At 68.0% G+C, this 19384-nt stretch carries 18 protein-coding genes; 9 read left to right on the plus strand and 9 right to left on the minus strand.

Annotated features, from left to right (window positions below; genetic code table 11):
* Positions 1-8 precede the first annotated feature (8 nt).
* Entirely contained in the window at positions 9-785 is a 777-nt protein-coding gene (locus FM105_RS02990; protein ID WP_087004582.1) for an NAD(P)-binding domain-containing protein, read from the plus strand.
* A 15-nt stretch (positions 786-800) separates the two neighbouring features.
* Here FM105_RS02990 and FM105_RS02995 read toward each other — a convergent pair whose 3' ends face one another.
* From FM105_RS02995 to FM105_RS03005, 3 genes are read right to left on the minus strand one after another with little or no spacing between them, the layout of a single operon-like run.
* Positions 801-1532 (minus strand): glucosamine-6-phosphate deaminase, encoded by a 732-nt coding sequence (locus FM105_RS02995; protein WP_087004585.1) that lies wholly within the window; start codon positions 1530-1532, stop codon positions 801-803.
* A 38-nt stretch (positions 1533-1570) separates the two neighbouring features.
* Positions 1571-2407, minus strand: a complete 837-nt coding sequence (locus FM105_RS03000) for an SDR family oxidoreductase (RefSeq protein ID WP_087004588.1) — start codon at positions 2405-2407, stop codon at positions 1571-1573.
* Positions 2408-2454: 47 nt separating this feature from the next.
* Positions 2455-3984 carry a succinic semialdehyde dehydrogenase gene (locus tag FM105_RS03005; protein ID WP_087004591.1) on the minus strand — a complete coding sequence of 510 codons (1530 nt, stop codon included), beginning with the start codon at positions 3982-3984 and terminating at the stop codon, positions 2455-2457.
* A 106-nt stretch (positions 3985-4090) separates the two neighbouring features.
* Between FM105_RS03005 and FM105_RS03010 the strand changes: the two genes are divergently transcribed.
* From FM105_RS03010 to FM105_RS03025, 4 genes are all read left to right on the plus strand, one after another.
* Positions 4091-4666, plus strand: coding sequence for a peroxidase-related enzyme (locus FM105_RS03010; RefSeq protein ID WP_087004594.1), 576 nt, complete (start codon positions 4091-4093; stop codon positions 4664-4666).
* Between the two features lie 140 nt (positions 4667-4806).
* The gene (locus FM105_RS03015) at positions 4807-6534 is read left to right on the plus strand and encodes a carbon starvation CstA family protein (protein ID WP_087004597.1); all 1728 of its coding nucleotides are present in this window, start codon (positions 4807-4809) and stop codon (positions 6532-6534) included.
* A gap of 45 nt (positions 6535-6579) precedes the next feature.
* Entirely contained in the window at positions 6580-6843 is a 264-nt protein-coding gene (locus FM105_RS03020; protein WP_087004931.1) for a cory-CC-star protein, read from the plus strand.
* Positions 6834-7817, plus strand: a complete 984-nt coding sequence (locus FM105_RS03025; protein WP_087004600.1) for an ArsA family ATPase — start codon at positions 6834-6836, stop codon at positions 7815-7817. The genes FM105_RS03020 and FM105_RS03025 overlap by 10 nt, the downstream gene beginning before the upstream one ends.
* Positions 7818-7871: 54 nt before the next feature.
* On the opposite strand, the gene FM105_RS03030 is transcribed toward FM105_RS03025, so the two are convergent.
* Positions 7872-8294, minus strand: coding sequence for a DUF2695 domain-containing protein (locus FM105_RS03030; RefSeq protein WP_087004603.1), 423 nt, complete (start codon positions 8292-8294; stop codon positions 7872-7874).
* A gap of 259 nt (positions 8295-8553) precedes the next feature.
* On the opposite strand from FM105_RS03030, the gene FM105_RS03035 reads away from it, so the two are divergent.
* Complete coding sequence (locus tag FM105_RS03035; RefSeq protein ID WP_256970189.1) at positions 8554-9372, plus strand: SurA N-terminal domain-containing protein; 819 nt, start codon at positions 8554-8556, stop codon at positions 9370-9372.
* A gap of 52 nt (positions 9373-9424) precedes the next feature.
* Here FM105_RS03035 and FM105_RS03040 read toward each other — a convergent pair whose 3' ends face one another.
* Both FM105_RS03040 and FM105_RS03045 read right to left on the minus strand, forming a co-directional pair.
* A complete protein-coding gene (locus FM105_RS03040) occupies positions 9425-10471 on the minus strand; it encodes a tellurite resistance/C4-dicarboxylate transporter family protein (protein ID WP_256970190.1) in 1047 nt (348 codons plus the stop codon).
* A 74-nt stretch (positions 10472-10545) separates the two neighbouring features.
* Positions 10546-11004: a hypothetical protein gene (locus tag FM105_RS03045; protein WP_087004610.1), complete on the minus strand. Its 459-nt coding sequence runs from the start codon at positions 11002-11004 to the stop codon at positions 10546-10548.
* 98 nt (positions 11005-11102) lie between these two features.
* On the opposite strand from FM105_RS03045, the gene FM105_RS03050 reads away from it, so the two are divergent.
* Positions 11103-11780: an acyl-CoA-like ligand-binding transcription factor gene (locus FM105_RS03050; RefSeq protein WP_087004613.1), complete on the plus strand. Its 678-nt coding sequence runs from the start codon at positions 11103-11105 to the stop codon at positions 11778-11780.
* Entirely contained in the window at positions 11773-13218 is a 1446-nt protein-coding gene (locus FM105_RS03055; protein ID WP_087004614.1) for an MDR family MFS transporter, read from the plus strand. Before FM105_RS03050 ends, FM105_RS03055 begins: the two co-directional genes overlap by 8 nt.
* A gap of 145 nt (positions 13219-13363) precedes the next feature.
* Here FM105_RS03055 and FM105_RS03060 read toward each other — a convergent pair whose 3' ends face one another.
* Positions 13364-14227 carry an alpha/beta fold hydrolase gene (locus FM105_RS03060; RefSeq protein ID WP_087004617.1) on the minus strand — a complete coding sequence of 288 codons (864 nt, stop codon included), beginning with the start codon at positions 14225-14227 and terminating at the stop codon, positions 13364-13366.
* 151 nt (positions 14228-14378) lie between these two features.
* Here FM105_RS03060 and FM105_RS03065 point away from each other — a divergent pair, with 151 nt between their 5' ends.
* Complete coding sequence (locus FM105_RS03065) at positions 14379-15281, plus strand: macrolide 2'-phosphotransferase (RefSeq protein WP_087004620.1); 903 nt, start codon at positions 14379-14381, stop codon at positions 15279-15281.
* Positions 15282-15482: 201 nt separating this feature from the next.
* Here the strand turns inward: FM105_RS03065 and FM105_RS03070 are convergent, their stop codons facing one another.
* On the minus strand, positions 15483-17984 hold the full coding sequence (locus tag FM105_RS03070; RefSeq protein ID WP_087004623.1) for a PEP/pyruvate-binding domain-containing protein: 2502 nt from the start codon (positions 17982-17984) through the stop codon (positions 15483-15485).
* Between the two features lie 56 nt (positions 17985-18040).
* The gene (locus tag FM105_RS03075) at positions 18041-19261 is read right to left on the minus strand and encodes a 1-acyl-sn-glycerol-3-phosphate acyltransferase (RefSeq protein WP_087004626.1); all 1221 of its coding nucleotides are present in this window, start codon (positions 19259-19261) and stop codon (positions 18041-18043) included.
* Positions 19262-19384 lie beyond the last annotated feature (123 nt).

Genomic DNA, 19384 nt, shown 5'->3' on the forward strand with positions numbered 1-19384 from the left:
CTGACAACGTGGCAGGCACGATCGGAATCATCGGTGTAGGTGACATCGCGACAGCGATCGTCGAAGGTCTCGCCGGCGCCGAGGATCCTCCGGGATCGCTCGTCCTCTCACCACGCGGGCGGGACCACGTCGCTTCGCTGGTGCAGCGGTTCCCCGGCCTGGTCACCGTCGCCGAGGACAACCAGGCCGTCGCAGATGCGGCGGACACGGTCATCGTCGCCGTCCTGCCCGAGCAGATGGCGGAGGTGCTCGAGCCGCTCACCTTCCGCTCCTCGCACGTGGTGATCAGCGCCCTGGCGGGCGTCACCATCGCCGAGGTCCGGGCCGCCGTGGGCGTCGATGTCCCGGTCATCCGGGCCATCCCGATGCCGCCGGTCCGCAACCGGGCCGTCGCAACGGTGGTCACCCCGGAGCATCCGGCTGCGACGGAGATCTTCGACGTGCTCGGCGGGACGCTGCCGGTGGCGGACGAAGCAGCTCTGTCTGTGTTCTCATCCGTGACGGGAGCGGTGTCGGGCTACCTCCACTACCTCGCGGTCGTGTGCTCGTGGGCGGAGTCGAAGGGTGTGCCGCGGGACGACGCAGAGCGGTTCCTCCGCGGCCTCTTCGCAGGTCTCTCCCCCGCGATCACGGACACGGCCACCCCGATGGATCAGGTGGTCAGCGACCACGAGACTCCCGGTGGGCTCAATGCACAGCTGCGGAAGACGTTCTTCGACGTGGACGGCACGGCGTCGCTCGAGAAGGCGCTCGATGAGCTCCGCGCCCGTGTCACCGGATCCTGAGCCTCACGCGAGCGGTCAGCCGCGACCGAGCAGAGACGCCGCCGCGTCGTCTAGGTAGACGTCGACGTCGGCGTGCTCCTGCAGGGCGCTGGCCGGGATGTCCTCGGTGCACGATCCCTCGACCATCGCCCGGATGGCGGGGGCCTTGCCCTCACCGAACGCGAGGAGCAGCGCATGCCGGGATTCGAGGATCGTACCGATGCCCTGCGAGATCGCACGGATCGGCACGTCTGCTTCGCTGTCGAAGAAGCGGGAGTTCGCCTCGCGGGTGCTCGGCGTCAGGTCGACGACCCGTGTGCGCGAGGCGAAGGACGAACCTGGTTCGTTGAAGGCGATGTGGCCGTTCGGCCCCACGCCCAGGATCTGCAGGTCCACGCCGCCCAGGGCGAGGATGCGCTTCTCGAAGTCCGCTGCGGCGGCGTCCGGGTCATCGGCGTCGCCGGTCGGCAGAACCGCGGCGTCCGCGTCGATGCCCCACGGCTCCAGCACGTGCTCGGCGATGTAGTGGCGGTAGCTCTGCGGATGGCTGGCCGCCAGACCCACGTACTCGTCGAGGCAGGTGATCCGCAGACGGCTGAGGTCGAGTCCGTTCTGCACACGCGCGGTGATCTCTGCGTACAAGGGCTCCGGCGAGGATCCCGTGGCGATCCCCAGGACTGCGTCCGGGGTGTCGCGCACCAACTTTTCGATCGCGTCGGCTGCCTGTGCGATCAGGAACGTGGTGTCTTCGCCGGTGGTGATTCTCATGCGTGAAAGCGTACACACCGCGCGGCTTGCTCCGGAATTCATCGGACTGCTGGCCCCGTTGTGTCGGGCAGGTCACGTCCTCGCCCGGTGAAGGCGTCCATCGTGTCGTTCACGCCGAAGAGGTTCATGACGCGGTCGAACAGCTTCACCGGCAGCAGCCGCGCAGCGGGGATGACTCCCACCATGCGCGGCATCACGAGCTGCTGGCGCCCTTCAACGATCGCGGTGAGGATCCTGCCCGCGGCGTAGTCCTGGTCGAGGATCGGCAGCAGGCGCGGGACCTTCGTGCGCACGCCGGCGAACATCCCCGTGTCGATGTAGAACGGGCAGGCGACCAGCGAGTCGACGCCTGTCGCGTCCTTCGCGAGCTCCGCTCGAAGCGATTCCGCGAACCCGAACGCGGCGAACTTGCTGGCGGAGTAGTCGGTCTGCTTGGCGACCCCCACGAGCCCCGCTGCGCTCGACACGGTCATGACGGCCCCGTGCCGGCGCTCGATCATGCCTCCCAGGAACGCGCGGGTCGTCCAGTAGAGCGCCATGACATTCACGTCGAAGGTGCGCTCGATCTCCTCCTCCGTCGCATCCAGCAGTCTCTTGCCGGTCACGACCCCCGCGTTGTTCACCAGGATGTCGACGGGGCCCACGACCTCGGCAGCAGTCTTCACCGCCTCGCGATCGGTCACGTCGATCGCATAGGAATCAGCATGACCGCCGCGTGCTCGGATCTCATCGCGGACCGACTCGCCCGCGGAGGCGGAGAGGTCCCAGATGACGACGTGGGCGCCTTCGTCGGCCGCACGCAGCGAGAGCAGGCGTCCGATCCCGCTGCCGCCGCCGGTGACCAGGAAGGTGGCCCCGGGAAGAGGATGCCGCATGGAGAGTCCTTCGCGTCGTAGGTGAACCTGACTTGAGTGAACCGGTTTCAGTTGAACCGGCTGAGCACGCGGACCCCCGCGTGCATGATCGAAGCCCACCGTTCACGTGTCATCCCGGGTGGTCCGGACACGGGGACGAGGCGCTGCTGGGCGATGGTCTGCGACTCCGTGTATCCGAGGATGCCCTCTGTCCCGTGACGACGTCCCAGCCCGGAGTCCTTCACGCCGCCCATCGGAGCATCGTGAGAGGCCCACGTCGCCGCGTACCCCTCGTTGATATTCACACTCCCGGCCTGCAGGCGACGAGCGACCTGGGGGCCGCGGCTCTTCGACCAGACACTCGCGTTGAGCCCGTACGGGGTGTCATTCGCCGCAGCGATCGCTTCGTCGTCGCTGCTGACGCGGTAGAGGCTCACGACAGGTCCGAACGTCTCCCCACTGTGCGCCTCCATGCCAGCCTGCACATCAGTGAGCACGGTGGGCTCATAGAAATAGGGGCCGAGGTCCGGGCGGGCCCGTCCTCCCGCGAGGACGCGCGCACCCTGCGCAACTGCATCGTCGACGTGCCGGGTGACGGTCTCCAGCTGCTGTGCACTGATGAGCGACCCCATGTCCGCCTCCCAGGTCAGGCCCGCACGGACGTCCATCGCGCTCACGTGCTCGAGGAACCGATGCGTGAACGCGTCCCACTGGGAGTCGTGGACGTAGATGCGCTCCATGCTGATGCACAGCTGCCCGGAGTTCGAGAAGCACGCGGTCACCGCGCCGACGGCGGCCCGTTCGACATCCGCGTCTTCCAGCACGAGCAGCGGGTTCTTCCCACCCAGCTCTGCGGAGAATCCGATGAGCCGATCTGCGCAGCGGGTCGCGAGGGTCCGGCCCGTCGCCGTCGACCCTGTGAACACCATGTGGTCGGCGTGCTCGACGACCTCTCCCCCGACCTCGGGCCCGTCCCCCAGGACAATCTGGAGCAGACCGGGCGGCAGGCCCGCCTCCTCGAGCAGCGACAGCGCGTACAGCGCGGTGTGGGGTGTCTTGTCATCCGGCTTGAGGACCACTGCATTGCCCGCCAGCAGCGCGGGCAGGGAGTCCGTCACGGGAAGCGTGAACGGGTAGTTCCACGGCGTGATGACGCCGACGACCCCGTAGGGCACCCGCCGTTCGACCGTGCTGGTGAGGAGCGGGATCGCTCCAGATCGTCGACGGTCCTTCAGCGCTGCGGGGCCGCGGTGGGCCAGATACCCGGCCCACAGTGCCACGTCCGTCACCTCTTCGAACGCGCTGGCTCGGGACTTGCCGGTCTCCCGCTGGATCCAGGTGAGGAGTTCGGAGTTGTGGTCGAGCACCAGATCGCGGAAGCGCGTGAGGACAGCGACACGGTCACGCATCGGTGTGCGCTCCCAGCGCTCCTGCGCTCCACGGGCACGGTCGAACCCCGTTGCGACATCCTCTCGAGAGGACCGCGGGAGCGTGCCGATGGGTGTGCCGTCGAACGGGCAGCGCACGTCCACGGTGCCACCGTCACCTTCGGCGGTGACCAGTGCAGCGAGGTCGGGTTTCATCGCCAGCGAGCTCATGGCTACACGGTAGCGCGATCCGCGCGCCGGGCTGAGGCGTCCTCAGAGCTCCGGGCCTCCAGCGCGCCGCGAGGCGGAGTGTGACACAGGTCGCTAGTGTGGGGCCATGCGCTATCCGTATGAGGACATCGAGAACGTTCCTGACGACATCCGCGAGCAGATCCTCGCTGTGGCGGAGAAGACCGGGTTCGTCCCGAACGTCTTCCTGGGCCTGGCGCGGAGGCCGGCGGAGTTCCGCGCGTTCTTCGCGTACTACGACGCGCTCATGGAGAAGGAGACCGGCGGCCTCACGAAGGCGGACCGGGAGATGATCGTGACGACGACCTCGGCGGCCAACGGCTGTCTGTACTGCGTCGTCGCCCACGGCGCGGTGCTGCGGATCCTGTCGAAGGACCCGTACGTCGCAGATCAGGTCGCCGTCGACCATCGGCATGCGGACATCACCGACCGCCAGCGGGCGATGCTCGACTTCGCAATGAAGGTGACGGAAGAGCCGGCTGCCATCAGCGACGCGGACCACGAGGCTCTCGCGGCCCACGGGTTCGACGATGAGGACGCGTGGGACATCGCAGCGATCACCGCATTCTTCGGCCTGTCGAACCGGATGGCGCTGGTGGGCGGCATGCAGCCCAACCCCGAGTTCTACCTCATGGGCCGCGTGCCGCGGGAGAAGAAGGCGTAGGTCACCAGCGCAGACCGACACTGCTCACACCGATCGCCAAGGTCGTTCACATGAAACGATGAGGTAGGTAGACTACCGCAGTACCTCGCTTTGACAACGATCATGTCTGTGCAACGACGCAGCGACGAAAGGCACACCGGATGAGTCCCGTCCTCCTCATGGCGATCGGCCTCGCGATCCTGGCACTCGGGTACTTCGTGTACTCGAAGTACCTCGCGAATCGCGTGTATCAGCTGAACGACAGCTTCCGCACTCCCGCGCACGAACTGCGCGACGGGGTCGACTACGTTCCCACCAACAAGTTCGTCCTCTGGGGTCACCACTTCACCTCAGTCGCAGGCGCCGCCCCCATCGTGGGCCCGGCCGTCGCCCTCATCTGGGGTTGGGTCCCCGCATTCCTCTGGGTGACGATCGGCACGGTCTTCTTCGCAGGGATGCACGACTTCGGCGCCCTGTGGGCCTCCGTGCGGAACAAGGGACAGTCCATCGGCTCGCTGTCCGGCCGCTACATCGGCAAGCGCGGAGCGGGACTGTTCCTCATCGTCATCTTCATCCTCCTCCTCATGGTGATCGCCGCGTTCTCCGTGGTCATCACCAACCTCCTCATCTCCACCCCCTCCGCGGTCATCCCGACCTGGGGCGCGATCGGCGTCGCACTGCTGGTCGGCGTGGCGGTGTACCGCCTGCGCATGCCGCTGCTGCCCGTCACCATCGTGGGCGTCGTCGCCCTCTATGCGCTCATCGTGCTGGGCGACGCGGTGCCAGTCGTCATTCCAGAGAACTTCCTCGGCATGACGCCGACGGTCTTCTGGATCCTCATGCTGTTCATCTACGGCGCGTTCGCGTCGCTGCTGCCGGTGTGGGTGCTTCTGCAGCCGCGTGACTACATCAACGGCGTGCAGCTCTTCATCGGGCTCATCCTCCTCTACGGCGCTGTTGTCATCGGCATGTTCGTCTCCGACGGTGCGCACGAGATCGTGGCGCCCGCCTTCAACATGAATGTGCCGGACGGCACACCCAGCATCGTTCCGCTGCTGTTCGTCACGATCGCCTGCGGCGCGATCTCCGGCTTCCACGGCATGGTGTCCTCCGGCACCAGTTCGAAGCAGCTCGACAAGGAGACCGACTCGCGGTTCGTCGGCTACTTCGGTGCGGTGGGCGAAGGCCTGCTGGCACTCGGCACGATCATCGCGATCTCTGCGGGTCTGCGCACCGTCGCAGAGTGGGAAGAGCTCTACAGCGCCTTCGGTGACGCCGGCATCCAGTCGTTCGTCCAGGGCGGCGGCATGCTCATGGAGGCCGGTCTCGGCCTGCCTGCTTCGCTGAGCGCCACCGTCCTTGCGACGATGGCAGTGCTGTTCGCTGCGACATCGCTGGACACCGGGTTCCGCCTCATGCGGTTCGTCGTCCAGGAGATGGGCGAGCGCGTCAATCTCAAGGTCGGCAAGTACGCCGCGACCGGCGTCGTCCTGGTGCTCGGCATGGGCCTCACGTTCTCGCAGGGCCTGGGCGCTGAAGGCGGTCTGCGCATCTGGCCCCTCTTCGGCACGACCAATCAGCTGATGGCATCGCTCACGCTCATGATCCTGGCAGTCATGCTGATCCGGAAGCGGCGCAATCCGTGGCCGGCGCTCATCCCGCTGGCGCTCGTGTTCACCATGTCCTTCTGGGCGGCGATCGAGCAGCTCTTCAGCTTCGCCGCACCGGGAAGCCAGGACTGGCTGCTGTTCATCATCGACTGCGTCATCATCGTGAGCAGTGTGCTCGTGGCGATCGAAGGAATCAGAGCGATCATCCGTGCGACCAAGGAGCCGCCGGAGCACGCCGATGAAGACGAGAAGCTCGTCGCGGTGCGCGAAGAGGTCTGATCAGTGACCGACGGCACCGGTTCGAACGCGGCCCGGCCCTGGGCGATGGATCTCGCCCAGCGCTGGGCCGCGTTCCGTGACGGTCTGGAAGAGTTCTACAAGGGCCCGTACCGGCAGATGTTCGCCCGCGAGAAGCGCGATGAGGACGATTTCTTCACCCTCATCGTGCTGGGCGAGGCGCTGGGCGTCCCCGACCCTGCCGCCTACTACACGGCGGAGTTCCTCCCCAGCCTCTACCAGGACTTCCACGCATGGCACCGACGCATGGGCATGCCCGACTCACCTCTGGACCACATAGCATGCTGCTGACTGCGATCGGCGGACTCCGTGTCGTCTTCGTCGGAGGCAAGGGAGGGGTCGGCAAGACGACCGTCGCCTCGACTGTCGCCGTTGCCCGGGCACTCGAAGGCGCCCGAGTGCTCGTCGTCTCCACGGACCCCGCCCACAATCTGGGACACCTGTGGGATCGCGCGGTCGGCGATGAACCCGTGCGGCTGGCGACCTTCACAGAGGATGGGTCCGCCGGCGGCCTCGTCGATGGGATGGAGATCGACCCGCGAGCGACCCTGGATCGGCACCTCGCGTCCGTCGAGCGGACAATGCGACGGATGCTGCCTGAACGCATGCGTCCTCACGCCGAGCGTCACCTCGAGATGGCGCGCGAAGCTCCGGGCAGCTTCGAGGCCGCGGTCCTCGAACGAGTGGCCGACGCCGCCGCACTGGGCATGGACGAGTACGACCTGGTCGTCTTCGACACCGCGCCGTCCGGGCACACCCTCAGGCTCCTCTCGCTGCCGGGACAGCTCACCACGTGGACGGAATCGCTGCTGAAGAACCGTGATCGCTCCGAGCGGTACGCGTCAGCGATGCGCAGCATTGCGGGCACCTCCGGCGATGATCCTGCAACGGCGGCGGATGCAGAGCTGCGTCGCACCCTCATCCGGCGCAGGGACCGATTCGAGAACCTGCGCGCGGTCGTGACGGATCGTGCGCGCACGGGGTTCCTCATCGTCTTCACTCCGGAGCGGATGCCCGTGGCGGAGACGCTGGAGCTCGCCGATTCGCTGACGGATCTCCACGTCCCCCTCGCAGCGCTCGTCGCCAACCGCCGGTCGCCCGCGGACGCAGGTGAGCTGCTGAGCGCGCGCCGTGACGTCGAAGAGCCGCAGCTGCACCGGGTGAGGGCCGCGCTTCCCCACGTTCCGCTGACCGAGCTGCCGCTGGTCTCCGGCGAACTGGTGGGCCACGATGCGCTCGTCGACTTCGCCCGGAGCCTCACCTGATCAGCACCAGGGTCAGCGGCAGCGGCAGCCATAGCGATTGCGATAGCCCCGGCATCACCATCCGCGGAGCGGACGCTCCCAATTGCCGCACGGGTTCACCGCGCCCCGCCGCACACCCGCGCACGGGGGCATGACGTCCGGCGGACCGCCCTCGAGGCAGGTCGCCTCCCCCTGCGCGTCCTCGACCCACCGGTCCCTGGACCACAGCGCGAACGCCGGTTCGTAGGCGTTGAGGAAGATCTCGCAGTCGCAGCAGCATGCACCCAGCCGGGAGAGCCGTTTGACGATCGCGGTCGCGCGAGGCGCGGAGGCGTCCCGGTACTGCAGCGTGAAGCGGTGGGTGTTGTCGCAGCCGAAGCTGCGCAGCTGACGGTCGACGAAGCAGACGAGGCACTCCCCCATCTCTGGGGTCATGAGCGCCAGCGCTGCGTCCCGGACAATGCGTTCCGCCTCTGCGGATTTCGTGTTCGCTTTCATAACCGAACATTCGCATGAGCCACGGACACAACTCACCAGCCCGACCGATCACTCGCAACCAGTGATGCACAGCCGGCACCGCACAGCCGGCACCGCGCAGACCACGCCCCAACCCCCGCGGAATCCGCACGATCCAGCCCGCGCTCAGACAGGGCACGCGCGCCGGTCAGTCGGCTTCGGTACCGTCGAGGGTTGGCCAGCGAGCATCGCCCGCACGCTCGGGCGACCGCAGACGAACAGTCTTCAGTCAGGAGTACGCGTGCAGTTTCGAACGATGGGCATGGGAATCGGTGCGGTCGGCTTCGCACTGACGGTCGCGGCATGCGGCGGCTCCGGCGGCTCGGAGGCCGCCCCCGAAGGGCAGGAGACTCCCGCCGCGGAACAGGGGCAGGACCCCGCAGCCGGTGGCGCAGCGGCCGAAGGCGAGCAGCCCGCGGCACCGGAACCCGACCTCGAAGGCATTCCCGACGTCGTCGCAGACGTCAACGGCACGGAGATCACGAAGGACGAGTTCACCGGGGTCTACGAGAGCCAGTTCCAGCAGATGGCGATGCAGTCGCAGGCATCGGGCCAGGAAGTCGATCAGGACAAGCTGAAGAGCGACACGCTGGACAGCCTCATCGGCGTCGAGCTCCTCGAGCAGGAGGCCACCGACCGCGGCATCGAGGTCGACGATTCCCAGGTCGACGAGGCCCTCACGGAGACGGCCGAGACGAACCAGATGAGCGCCGACGACTTCCTCGCCGCCATGGAGCAGCAGGGCATGCCGGAGGAAGAGGTCCGCGAGCAGCTCACCTCGCAGGAGACCGTCGGCAAGCTCGTCGAGGACGAGAACGGCGGGTTCGAGGCGAGCGAGGAGGAGCTGCAGGAGGCCTACGACCAGGCGAAGTCGCAGCAGGAGCAGATGGCGCAGCAGCCCCAGCAGGGTCAGCAGGCCCAGCAGCCGCAGGAGATGCCCCCGTTCGAGGACATGAAGCCGCAGCTCGAGGATCAGGTGACGCAGCAGAAGGAGGCAGAGGCGACTGACGCCCTCGCCACAGAACTGCGCGAAGAAGCGGACGTGACCACCAATCTCTGAGGCATGACGGTCGGCCCGTGAACCGTGACCGTCGACCCCTGAACCGTGACCGTCAGCCCCTGACGCGCCGCACGCTGCTGACGACGAAGCCCACGGCCACCGCCAGCCACGCGCACACGGCGACGCCCAGGAAGACGGTGCCCACGGCCTCGAGCGCGGGGATGCGGTCGACCCGACCCAGCTGGAGCGACGCGACCGCGAACATCCCCAGCGGGAAGACCATCGACCACAGTGCGGGCGTGTAGCGCAGGGGCACCCGGTGGACGACGTGCCGCCAGATCCCGGCGCCCGCGAACATGGGGATGAGCCACGCGGCGAAGCACCAGAAGATGACGACCGTCGCACTGACGAGTGACCGCGAGGCATCGATCATCGGCGTCGACGGCATGTCTGCGATGCCGGCGCCTGCGACGACGGATATCGCCAGCGCTCCCATCGCGACCCAGTACGGCGCATCGAACTGCTCCGGAGTCACACCGTGGTGGACGAAGCGCAGCGTCACGAGCACGGCGATGCCGGCATAGAGCAGCGTGCCGACGGACCACGACATCACCGTGAGGATGCCGATGAGGTGCGAGTACTGCGGGACCAGCGGCAGGACTGCTGCGAGCGCGACGGCCACCGACTGCGAACCCACCGACCAGATGAACCACGTGCCGTTGGTGCGGGCGAGGATCGGCTCCCCATCGCGCGCCATGAGGACCTGCCACGGCAGCACGTATCCGAGCACCAGCCACACCGCGGCCGCCACGACCACCAGGCCCACGGACACCGGCGCGAACCGCGTCTCCAGCAGGCCGACCGACAGCACACCCGTGCCAGCCACGATCGTGAAGTAGCCGAATGTCTTCTCCGGGTCGCGCTGGTCCGCCTTCACCCGCTCGCGATGGCGGAACCAGCGCAGCGCGTAGAGCAGGGCCAGCACCACATATGCGACGAGCGCGATCACCAGGAGGATCGTCGCCGCCCATCCGACGCCCACGGTGTCCAGACCGATCGCCACGATGCCCGTCGCCATGACGAGCGCGAAGTACCCCGGCGACAGCCCCGCGAGGGCACGGTCGAATCGCTGCACGGGAGAGCTGATCGTGGTCGTCACCCTCCCATTGTGGCCGCATCCCGCTGCCGAGGTCCCGCGCGGGTCACCGCTCACGACCCCGGCGCCGCTGGCAGTCACCTCCGGCGACGCCTGCTGCGCGCGGGCGTCCTCGCCCAATCACCCCGGACGAACCGGACGAGTCGAATAAGGCCGATGACCGCGGCGGCGCCGTAGAAGAGCGCACCGATCGCGAACGCGGGGATCGTGAACCCGGGGGCGTAGCGCCATCCGCCGATCACCGGCACGCCGAGTGATTCGAGGAGGGCGCAGAACGCGCAGCCCACCGCAGTCGCACCGGCGGCGGCGACGAGGAGCACCCGACCGACCAACCGCTCCTCGCCGATGAGCTGCGCGATGCCGACCAGCAGGCATCCGCCGAAGAACAGCAGGCAGAGCAGACCGATCGGATGGCCCGGGCCGACCACGATGACAACCCCGGCCACGACGAACAGGGACGACACGACGATCAGCTTGATCGCGTCACGTCGCCGCTTGCGCACCACCTCGGCGAAGTACCTCTCGAACTCGGACACCGTCCCAGGGTATCCGCGCCCCCGTGCACACGACGGGTGTGACGGCCGTCGCCTCTCCTTGCAGTCAGTGCAATTATGCGCGTACTGTAATTCGCGCGATGACAACACACGAGACACCACCAGACATCAGCCTGCGCGAACGGAAGAAGCTGGAGACCCGACGCATGATCCGTCGGGTCGCCCTGGACCTCGCGATGGAGCACGGCCTCGAGGAGCTCACCGTCGAGGCGATCGCCCAGGCAGCGGAGATCTCGCCGCGCACGTTCTTCAACTACTTCTCCCACAAGGAGGACGCGCTGGTGACTGACGCCGCAGCAGCCGCGTCGGCACTGCATCCGGCGATCGTCGCGCGGCCCGCGGAGGAGTCTCCCCTCCACGCGATCCGGGCCGTGATCACGGAGCATGACCTCTTCTCCCTCATGAACACGGATCGCGATCGCACGCTCGCGCGGCAGAAGCTCGTGCAGCAGCATCCGACCCTCACCTCGCGCCAGCTGGGGCAGCACGCACTGATGGAGCAGGCGCTCAGAGACGCGGTCGCAGAGCGACTGGGCACGGACCCGGAATCGGATCTGCGCCCCGCGCTCGTCGCCGGTGTGGCGGGATCCGTCATGCGCATCGCAATACAGCGGTGGACCGCGAGCGACGACACGAAGCTGAGCGATCTGCTCGTGTCCGCATTCGACATGCTCGAGCAGGGTCTTCTCTCACACGCGCCCGTCGACGCGAGCGCCTCAGACGCAGCCTCGCAGGCAGGAGGGAACCCGCATGAGTGAGTCAGGCACAGCGGGAGCCGACGGCCAGTCGCCGGTCAATCGCAACATCGTCATGGGCGTCCTGCTGTCCGGCGCGTTCGTCATCATCCTCAACCAGACGCTCCTCAACACGGCGCTGCCCGCGTTCATGCTGGAATTCGGCATCACCGCCAGCGAAGCCCAGTGGGTGACCACGATCTTCATGCTGGTCAACGGCATCATGATCCCCGTCACCGCATTCCTCATCCAGAAGTTCACGACGCGCGGTCTGTTCCTCACCGCCATGGGCCTCTTCATCGCGGGAACGGTCATCTGTGCGTTCGCGCCCATCTATCCCGTGCTGCTGCTGGGACGCGTCGTCCAGGCCACGAGCGGCGGGCTCATCATCCCGCTCATGCAGACGATCCTGTTCGCGATCTTCCCGGTCCACAAGCGCGGGACCGCGATGGGCACGTTCGGCCTCGTCATCTCCTTCGCACCCGCGATCGGGCCGAGCCTCTCCGGCTGGATCGTCGACCACCTCCCGTGGCAGGTCCTGTTCTACATGATGCTGCCGATCGCCCTCGTCGCGACGGTGGTCGCGTACTTCATCCTCCGGAACGTCACCGAACGAACGCACCCGCGCCTGGACGTCCTGTCGATCATCCTGTCGTCGTTCGGATTCGGCGGGCTGCTGTTCGGCTTCGGCGGTGCCGGCGATGCCGGCTGGACCAGCGCCGAGGTCCTGGTCCCCCTGGCCATCGGAGCCGTCACCCTGGCCTGGTTCATCCTCCGCCAGCTGAAGCTCGACGAACCGCTCCTCGAGCTGCGTGTGCTGAAGTACCCGATGTTCACCCTCAACACGGTGCTCGGCATGTCCGTGTTCATCGCCATGATCGGCGGGATGCTCATCATCCCGATGTTCATGCAGAACATGAGCGACTTCACGGCGATGGAATCAGGTCTGGCTCTGCTTCCGGGCGCGGTGCTCATGGGACTCATGTCGCCGGTGACCGGCCGCATCTTCGACGCAGTCGGTGCCAAGTGGCTCGCAGTCATCGGCTTCACGCTGCTGACCGTGTCGACGTTCATGCTCGCCCTGCTCTCCGTCGACACCACGTTCTTCTACATCGCGGCGGTCAACACCGCGCGCATGCTGGGCACTGCGATGGTCATCATGCCGGTGACGACTGCGGCGCTGAACCAGCTCCCACAGCGGCTCATCCCCCACGGCACCGCGCTCAACAACACCATGCGGCAGGTCGCAGCGTCGGTGGGGACCGCAGTCCTCGTCACCGTCATGGTCGCCGCGGCACGGGACCCCGAGGTATACGGTCCCGCAGGCCCGATCCACGGCGCGAACGTGTCGTTCTTCGTCGCCGGGACGGTCTCGTTCCTGGGGATCATCGGCGCGTTCTTCATCAGGGACTCGCACGGACCCACGACGCGTGAGGCTCGCACCGACGCGGACGCCGGCTGACCCCACGGCTGGGGGCAGGTCGAGTGGGAACGCAGCACTCACCCTCCTCGAGGGAGAACGCCCCTCCCACCTCAGCTCGAGTGAGTGCAACCCGGCCCGATTCGTCCGAAACGGGCCGGGTTCCACTCAGTCAGCGGGGTCGTACTCAGCCGCGGGAGAGGGCGACGAGCTCATGGATGACAGCGGGCCAGACGAAGTGCGGCGGGAGCTCATGGCCCATCCCTGCCAGTTCGAGCACGCGTGCACGCGGAAGGAGCCGTGCGACGGCCCTGCCGTGCTCCAGTGGGAACAGCGGATCCGCCGTGCCGTGGATGACCAGCGCGCGCAGACCGGCGAGCCGCTCCAGATCCGGGTCGGCGAGCGGGACCTCGGCGGCATGGAAATGGTTGGACAGGCTCGCCCGGATGTCACGCGATCGATCCACGACACGGCCCGCCAGCGCGCGGACGTGCTCGTCGCTGAATGAATCCCCCGCGAACGGACGTGCCCCGTCGACGATGTGGGAGATGACTGCGTCGCGGTCCGTCCAATCGGGAGGAGTCTGCTCGACCGCGAGCGCTTCCTGCAGCCGGGCGGTCGGCTCGGGCAGTTCCTCACCCACCGCCTCGACCGGGGTCGTCGCGATGAGCGTCAGGGAGGCCACACGGTCGGGGTGCTCGAGTGCGACCCGCTGGACGATTCCGCCGCCCATCGACAGCCCGACGAGGTGCGCCCGCGCGAGGCCGAGGTGGTCAAGGATCGCGAGGACATCGGAGGCGAGGTCCGCTCCCGTGTACCCGGGGGCGCCGACCGGGTAGGACGTCGACTCACCCGTGTCGCGAGCGTCGTACCGGATCACGCGGCAGCCGCGGGCCGCGATCCGGCGGCAGAGCTCGTCCTCCCACCAGTCCATCGACCATGTCGCACCTCCCACAAGCACGATCGCAGGCGCAGCCTCATCACCGAAGGACTGCGCGCAGAGTCGAGCATCATCCGGAGTCGTGACGATGAATGTCGGTGCGTCGATCATGGACGCCTCCTTCCAGGTGTCCAGCGAATCACATCCTTGCCCCCGTGACGAGGGCTCCGCCCGTGCAGGAGTCCGCGTCGCGCACCTGCATCAATCGATGCGCACATGCCGCCCTGTGGGAACCCCTGCCGAGGTGTGGGAGCCTGGACGGATGGATGGCTCACCGACCGACCTCTCGCACACCGTCCACCGCATCGCCGCGGAGCACGGCCTCACCCTGGACCCCGCGACGATCGCAGTCAACGAGATGGGCCTCGATTTCCGCGTGGCCATCGCCCGCACCGTCACCGGAGACGACTGGGTCCTGCGCCTCCCCCGACGCCCCGATGTCCTCGACCGCGCCGAGGTGGAGGGCCACCTGCTGCGCATCGTCGCACCGCACGTCTCCCCCGCCGTGCCGGACTGGCGCATCCAGACCCCGGACCTCATCGCATATCCGCTCCTTCCCGGCGAGCCCGGCCTCACCCTCACGGAGCAGGGCGAGCCCCAGTGGCACACCGATATCTCCTCCGACGCGTATTCGGAGAGCCTGGGTGACTTCCTCAGCGAGCTGCACGGCATCGATCCCGCTGAAGTCACAGATTCCGGCATCGCGGTGAGGACGCCTACGCAGGTGCGCGAGAAGTGGCACGAGGACATCGCCCGCGTCACCGCGGAGTTCGACGTCGCGGATCACCTCATCGCGCGGTGGGACGCCTGGCTGCGCGAAGACAGCTACTGGCCGCCGTGGAGCGTCCTCACCCACGGGGAGGTCTATCCGGCCCACACCCTCGTCGTCGATGACGCGATCACCGCCGTGCTCGACTGGACCACCGCGGCGGTCGGCGATCCGGCGCAGGACTTCATGTTCTACCGGGTCGCCGCCTCACCGAACGCATTCGAGCAGATGCTGACGCAGTACGGCGCAGGCGGCGGCCACATCTGGCCGCGGCTCGCCGAACACTGCGCGGAGATGTTCTCCGCGAACGCCGTGGGGTACGGACTCTACGCGCTGGAGACGGGCGATCCGGCCCACCGCGAAGCCGCAGCCGCACAGCTGAACCCCGAGTCCTGAGACACGGAGACCAGCGCCGCGCCCTTCTCCACACCACATCCCACGATCGAGTGAGTGCAATCCGGCCCCACGATCGCCGATATGGACCAGGTTCCACTCACTCGATGACGCGGTGGCCGCCATAGCCGCGCCGCACCCGCGCCGCAGCCTCGCCAGCACCCGCGCCAGCACCCGCCGCCAGCAGCCGCGCTCGCTGCTCGCTCACAGGACCGTGACCGTCCCCTGGCTCCCGTCCAGACGGACGCGCTGCCCGTTCTCCAGCCTCTTCATCGCGTCTCGCACGCTCATGACGGCGGGGATGCCCAGTTCTCGCGCGGTGACCGCACCGTGCGACAGCGCGCCGCCGCTCTCCGTGATGACCCCGGCCGCCTGGTAGAACAGCGCCGTCCAGGCCGGATTCGTCGTGCGCGCCACGAGGATCGCACCGGCAGGGAAAAGCGGGAAGTCGTCGGGACTGTGGACGACGTACACCTCGGCCTCGGTCTGGCCCGGGCTGCCCGCAGTGCCCTGCAGATCTGCGTCGGTCGGGACCTCGGCGGTGTCGCTCTGACCGTAGACCCAGTCCGGATCGGACCGGGTCGCTGCGATGTAGACCGCCTTCTGCTGCTCGGCCTGCGGACGCAGGGCCGCCAGCGCCTCCGCGGAACCGTCCCGCACGGCCTTCTCCACATCGTCGACGTGCAGGAAGTAGACGTCGTCGCGGCTCTCCAGCGCCCCGTGCTCCACCAGCCGCGCCCCCAGTGCGCGCAGCGCGCGCCGCATCGGGAGGGTGAGCCGCGTGGTCTGGTAGTGCTCGAGGTCATCGAGCGCCGTGTACGTGCGCGCCAGGCGGATGACCTCTTGGAGGAAGTAGCGCAGGTCGTCGGGGACCGCGTCCAGGACGCGGCGCTCGACCTCGGCCTGCTGGGCGCGCAGCTGGTTGGGAGACGTCTGCGCCTCCTCCTCGCGATGGGCCAGGACGCGCAGCTGGTTGACGACGATGTGCGGCGCCTCGACCCAGGTGGGGTGGTAGGCGTCGAAGTCCAGCTCCCGGTGCCCGTGCCGCGCCAGGAACCCGTCGAGGTCCTTCATGAACCCGGGGAACTCCGCGCGCAGCTCTTCGATGCGGCCTTCGGCCGATGGCACGGCGTCCAGCCACTCGAGCAGTCCGGGCGTCGTCCGGATGGTGCGTGACAGCTCCCAGAGTTCGTCGTTCACCTGCCCAGTCTTCGTGTCGGTCTGCGCGAGCAGCTGATCGAAGACGCCCTGCGCCTGGTCTGCGGGCAACCCCACCTGCAGCAGCGTGAGCAGGCCCTTGTAGAGGGTGCTCTGTGTGAGCGAGATGGCGATGTTCGGCAGGAAGTAGTCGGTGCCCAGATCGCTGATCTGCAGCACGTGGTCCCACAGCTGCTCGAGGTCCTTGTCGTCCAACGGCTCGTGGTTCAGACGGCCGATGCCCAGCAGGTAGGTGTCGAGGTCGCGCATCCACTGCACCGGCAGGTCCTGCACCCACGCGTAGCGGCGGGCGATCTCCGGCAGCGCTTCGCGGATGGCATCGGCGTCGCGGAACATGGCCGCTGGGAAGCGGCCGCTGTAGAGCTCGACCGCTGTCTGGTTGCCGTAGATGTAGCTGTCGCGCATCGCGAACCACTTGTCTCCGAACGGCGGCAGCCCCATGAGCTGGAAGCTGTGATTGAGCGACTGGTGGAAACCAGCCTCGACGAGGTCCCACGTGAGCGGCGTGACCGGGTTCGGGTAGCGCTCCGCTGATTCGTCACGGGTCCAGCGGGCGGCCACGCGCGTGACCGGCCGGGACTGCAGGAGGAACAGCTCACCGTCGGTGATCGCCCATTCGATGTCCTGCGGGAAGCCGAAGTGCTCCTCCGCGCGCACTGCCAGCTGGGCGACGGCCGTGCGGTCGGCCTGTTCGATCGCTGCCCGGTCGGCGAGCGCGGCATCCACCGCGACCTCCTCCGTCCCACCATCGGCGACGACGACCAGCGCCCGGGGCTTGTGGGCGAGGCGGACCTCGCGCTCCTCCGCACCGTCACGGCTGAGCAGGTACTCGTCCACTTCCGCTTCGCCGCCGACCACTGTTTCGCCAAGGCCGTAGGAGGCGTTCACGAGCACCGTCGTGAGGTCGCCGCGCACGGGATCGATCGAGAACGCGACTCCTGCCGCCTCACGCGCGCTCACCTCCACCATGCGCTGGACGACGACCGCCATCGACGCCTGCAGGTGGTCGAGTCCCAACCGGTCCCGGTACTTCATCGCGTGCGCGTTCCACAGGGAGGCATAGCAGCGTCGGACCGCGAGGGCGATCGACTCCGCACCCCGCTCCCCCAGGAACGTGTCGTGCTGGCCGGCGAACGCGGCGCCCGGCAGGTCTTCCATCGTGCCCGATGACCGGACGGCGACCGCATAGTCGGACAGACCGTTCTGCTGCAGTGCCGCCTCGACGTCCCCGATCCAGCCCGGGTCGAAGTCCGTCGTCATCACGAGCTCTTGGATCGCGGCGGACGCGTCCTCCGTCGACGACTCCCGCACGATCTGCGTGATCTGCTTCCGCAGGGGTGCGAGGAACTGCTCGTATGCCTCAGCGGTGACGATGACGCCGGGCGGGACGGGGAGCTCGCGGGCGGACTTCGCCAGGCTTGCGCCCTTGCCACCGGACACGTCCAGGCGCGTGGCGTCGTCGTGCGCGAAAGCGATGATGCGGGACATGGAGTCTCCTCTGCGGGGCTGAGCGGTGGGGCACATCAGTGAGTCAGTCGGGCGGGTCAGGTGAGCTCGGTGTTCTGTGCGGCGTCGCGAGCGGCACTGTTCAGAAGGCCGGTGTCCATCGGTGCTGTGTCGGGCTGCCAGCGGCGAGCGCGGAGGATCAGGCGCCCGAGCACTGCACTGACCACACCCGCTCCCGCCACCGCCGCCGCAGTCGCTCCGGCACCGGCGAGGGTCATCCACACTCCGCCGACCACCACAAGGACGAGCCAGATCACCACCCCCGCGCTGCCGCCCAGGCTCCGGAAGAACGTCACGGTGTTCCGCGCATCGGCCTTCGTGCCTGCGAACCAACCCGCGAGGAGGACCGGCGCGAACAGCCAGTGGAGAGCGATCCCCAGTCGGCGGGGCCACGGCGACGGAGCCGCAGTCGCGGCAGAGGCCGGGCCCGAGGCCGTGACCGGCTCCGCGGAGACAGCCGAGCCGGCAGCCGGGCCCCCGTCGGCAACGGCGGTGCCGGCCATGCCCGGCACCGCCGCGGCCTGCTCGTCGAGGAATGACGCGGCGAACGACTCCCCTGCTCTCGCTCGATCGGTCGCCCGCCGCTGCACGATGTCGAAGGTCTGCGGATCCGGGCAGTGCACCGATACCGCATCGAGTGCCTCGGAGAGAATCGCGTGCGCGCGCTTCTCCCTCTCGATGCGTGGCCCGTCCGTGTCCGGCGGCAGGTCGACGTCGGGCCCGCACCACAGTTCCGCCATCGTGCCGAACCGCTCCGGCGCCAGATAGAACAGGCCCACGGGGATGACGTCGACGTCGACGCCCGCTTCCTGCAGGCGGCAGACGATCTTCGCAGCACCGCGCTGGTAGGCGCCGGCCGTGTGCTGCCATTCGCTGGTGCCTTCGGGGAAGATCACCAGATCACCGCCGGCCCTCAGATGATCAACGCCAGCGCTCACCGGGTCGTTCACACTCGAACGGTCCATCCCATAGCGTTCGACGTCGCGCTGCCGGATGACTGGAATGCCGGTGAAGAGCAGGCGGAGCGGGCCGCGCAGCAGCTGCATCGACACGAGGTACTGCGCATGGGGGAAGGCCGACTGGACCAGCGCACCGTCGATCGCCCCGTTGCGGTGACTCGAGACGATGAGTCGGGGGCGACGACGCGGCCCCGGGACTGCTCCGCCGCTCCGCACGCGGACGAAGGATGCGCGCCGCATGCACGTGAGGACCCACCGGTGCCACAGATCCAGAGCCGCGCTTCGCGGAGGCTTCCCCATGCCGATCAGTCTCGCATACGGCACACGGCACACCGGCGGACTTCATGGTGCTGATCTGCAACAGCAGTCAGCCCCGCCGCCCGGCTGTGGAACCCGGCGCGGACGGCACGGGTTCCGGTGCAG

It is taken from the genome of Brevibacterium yomogidense (genome assembly GCF_900163715.1).
In the GTDB taxonomy this organism is placed as follows: Bacteria; Actinomycetota; Actinomycetes; order Actinomycetales; family Brevibacteriaceae; genus Brevibacterium; species Brevibacterium yomogidense_A.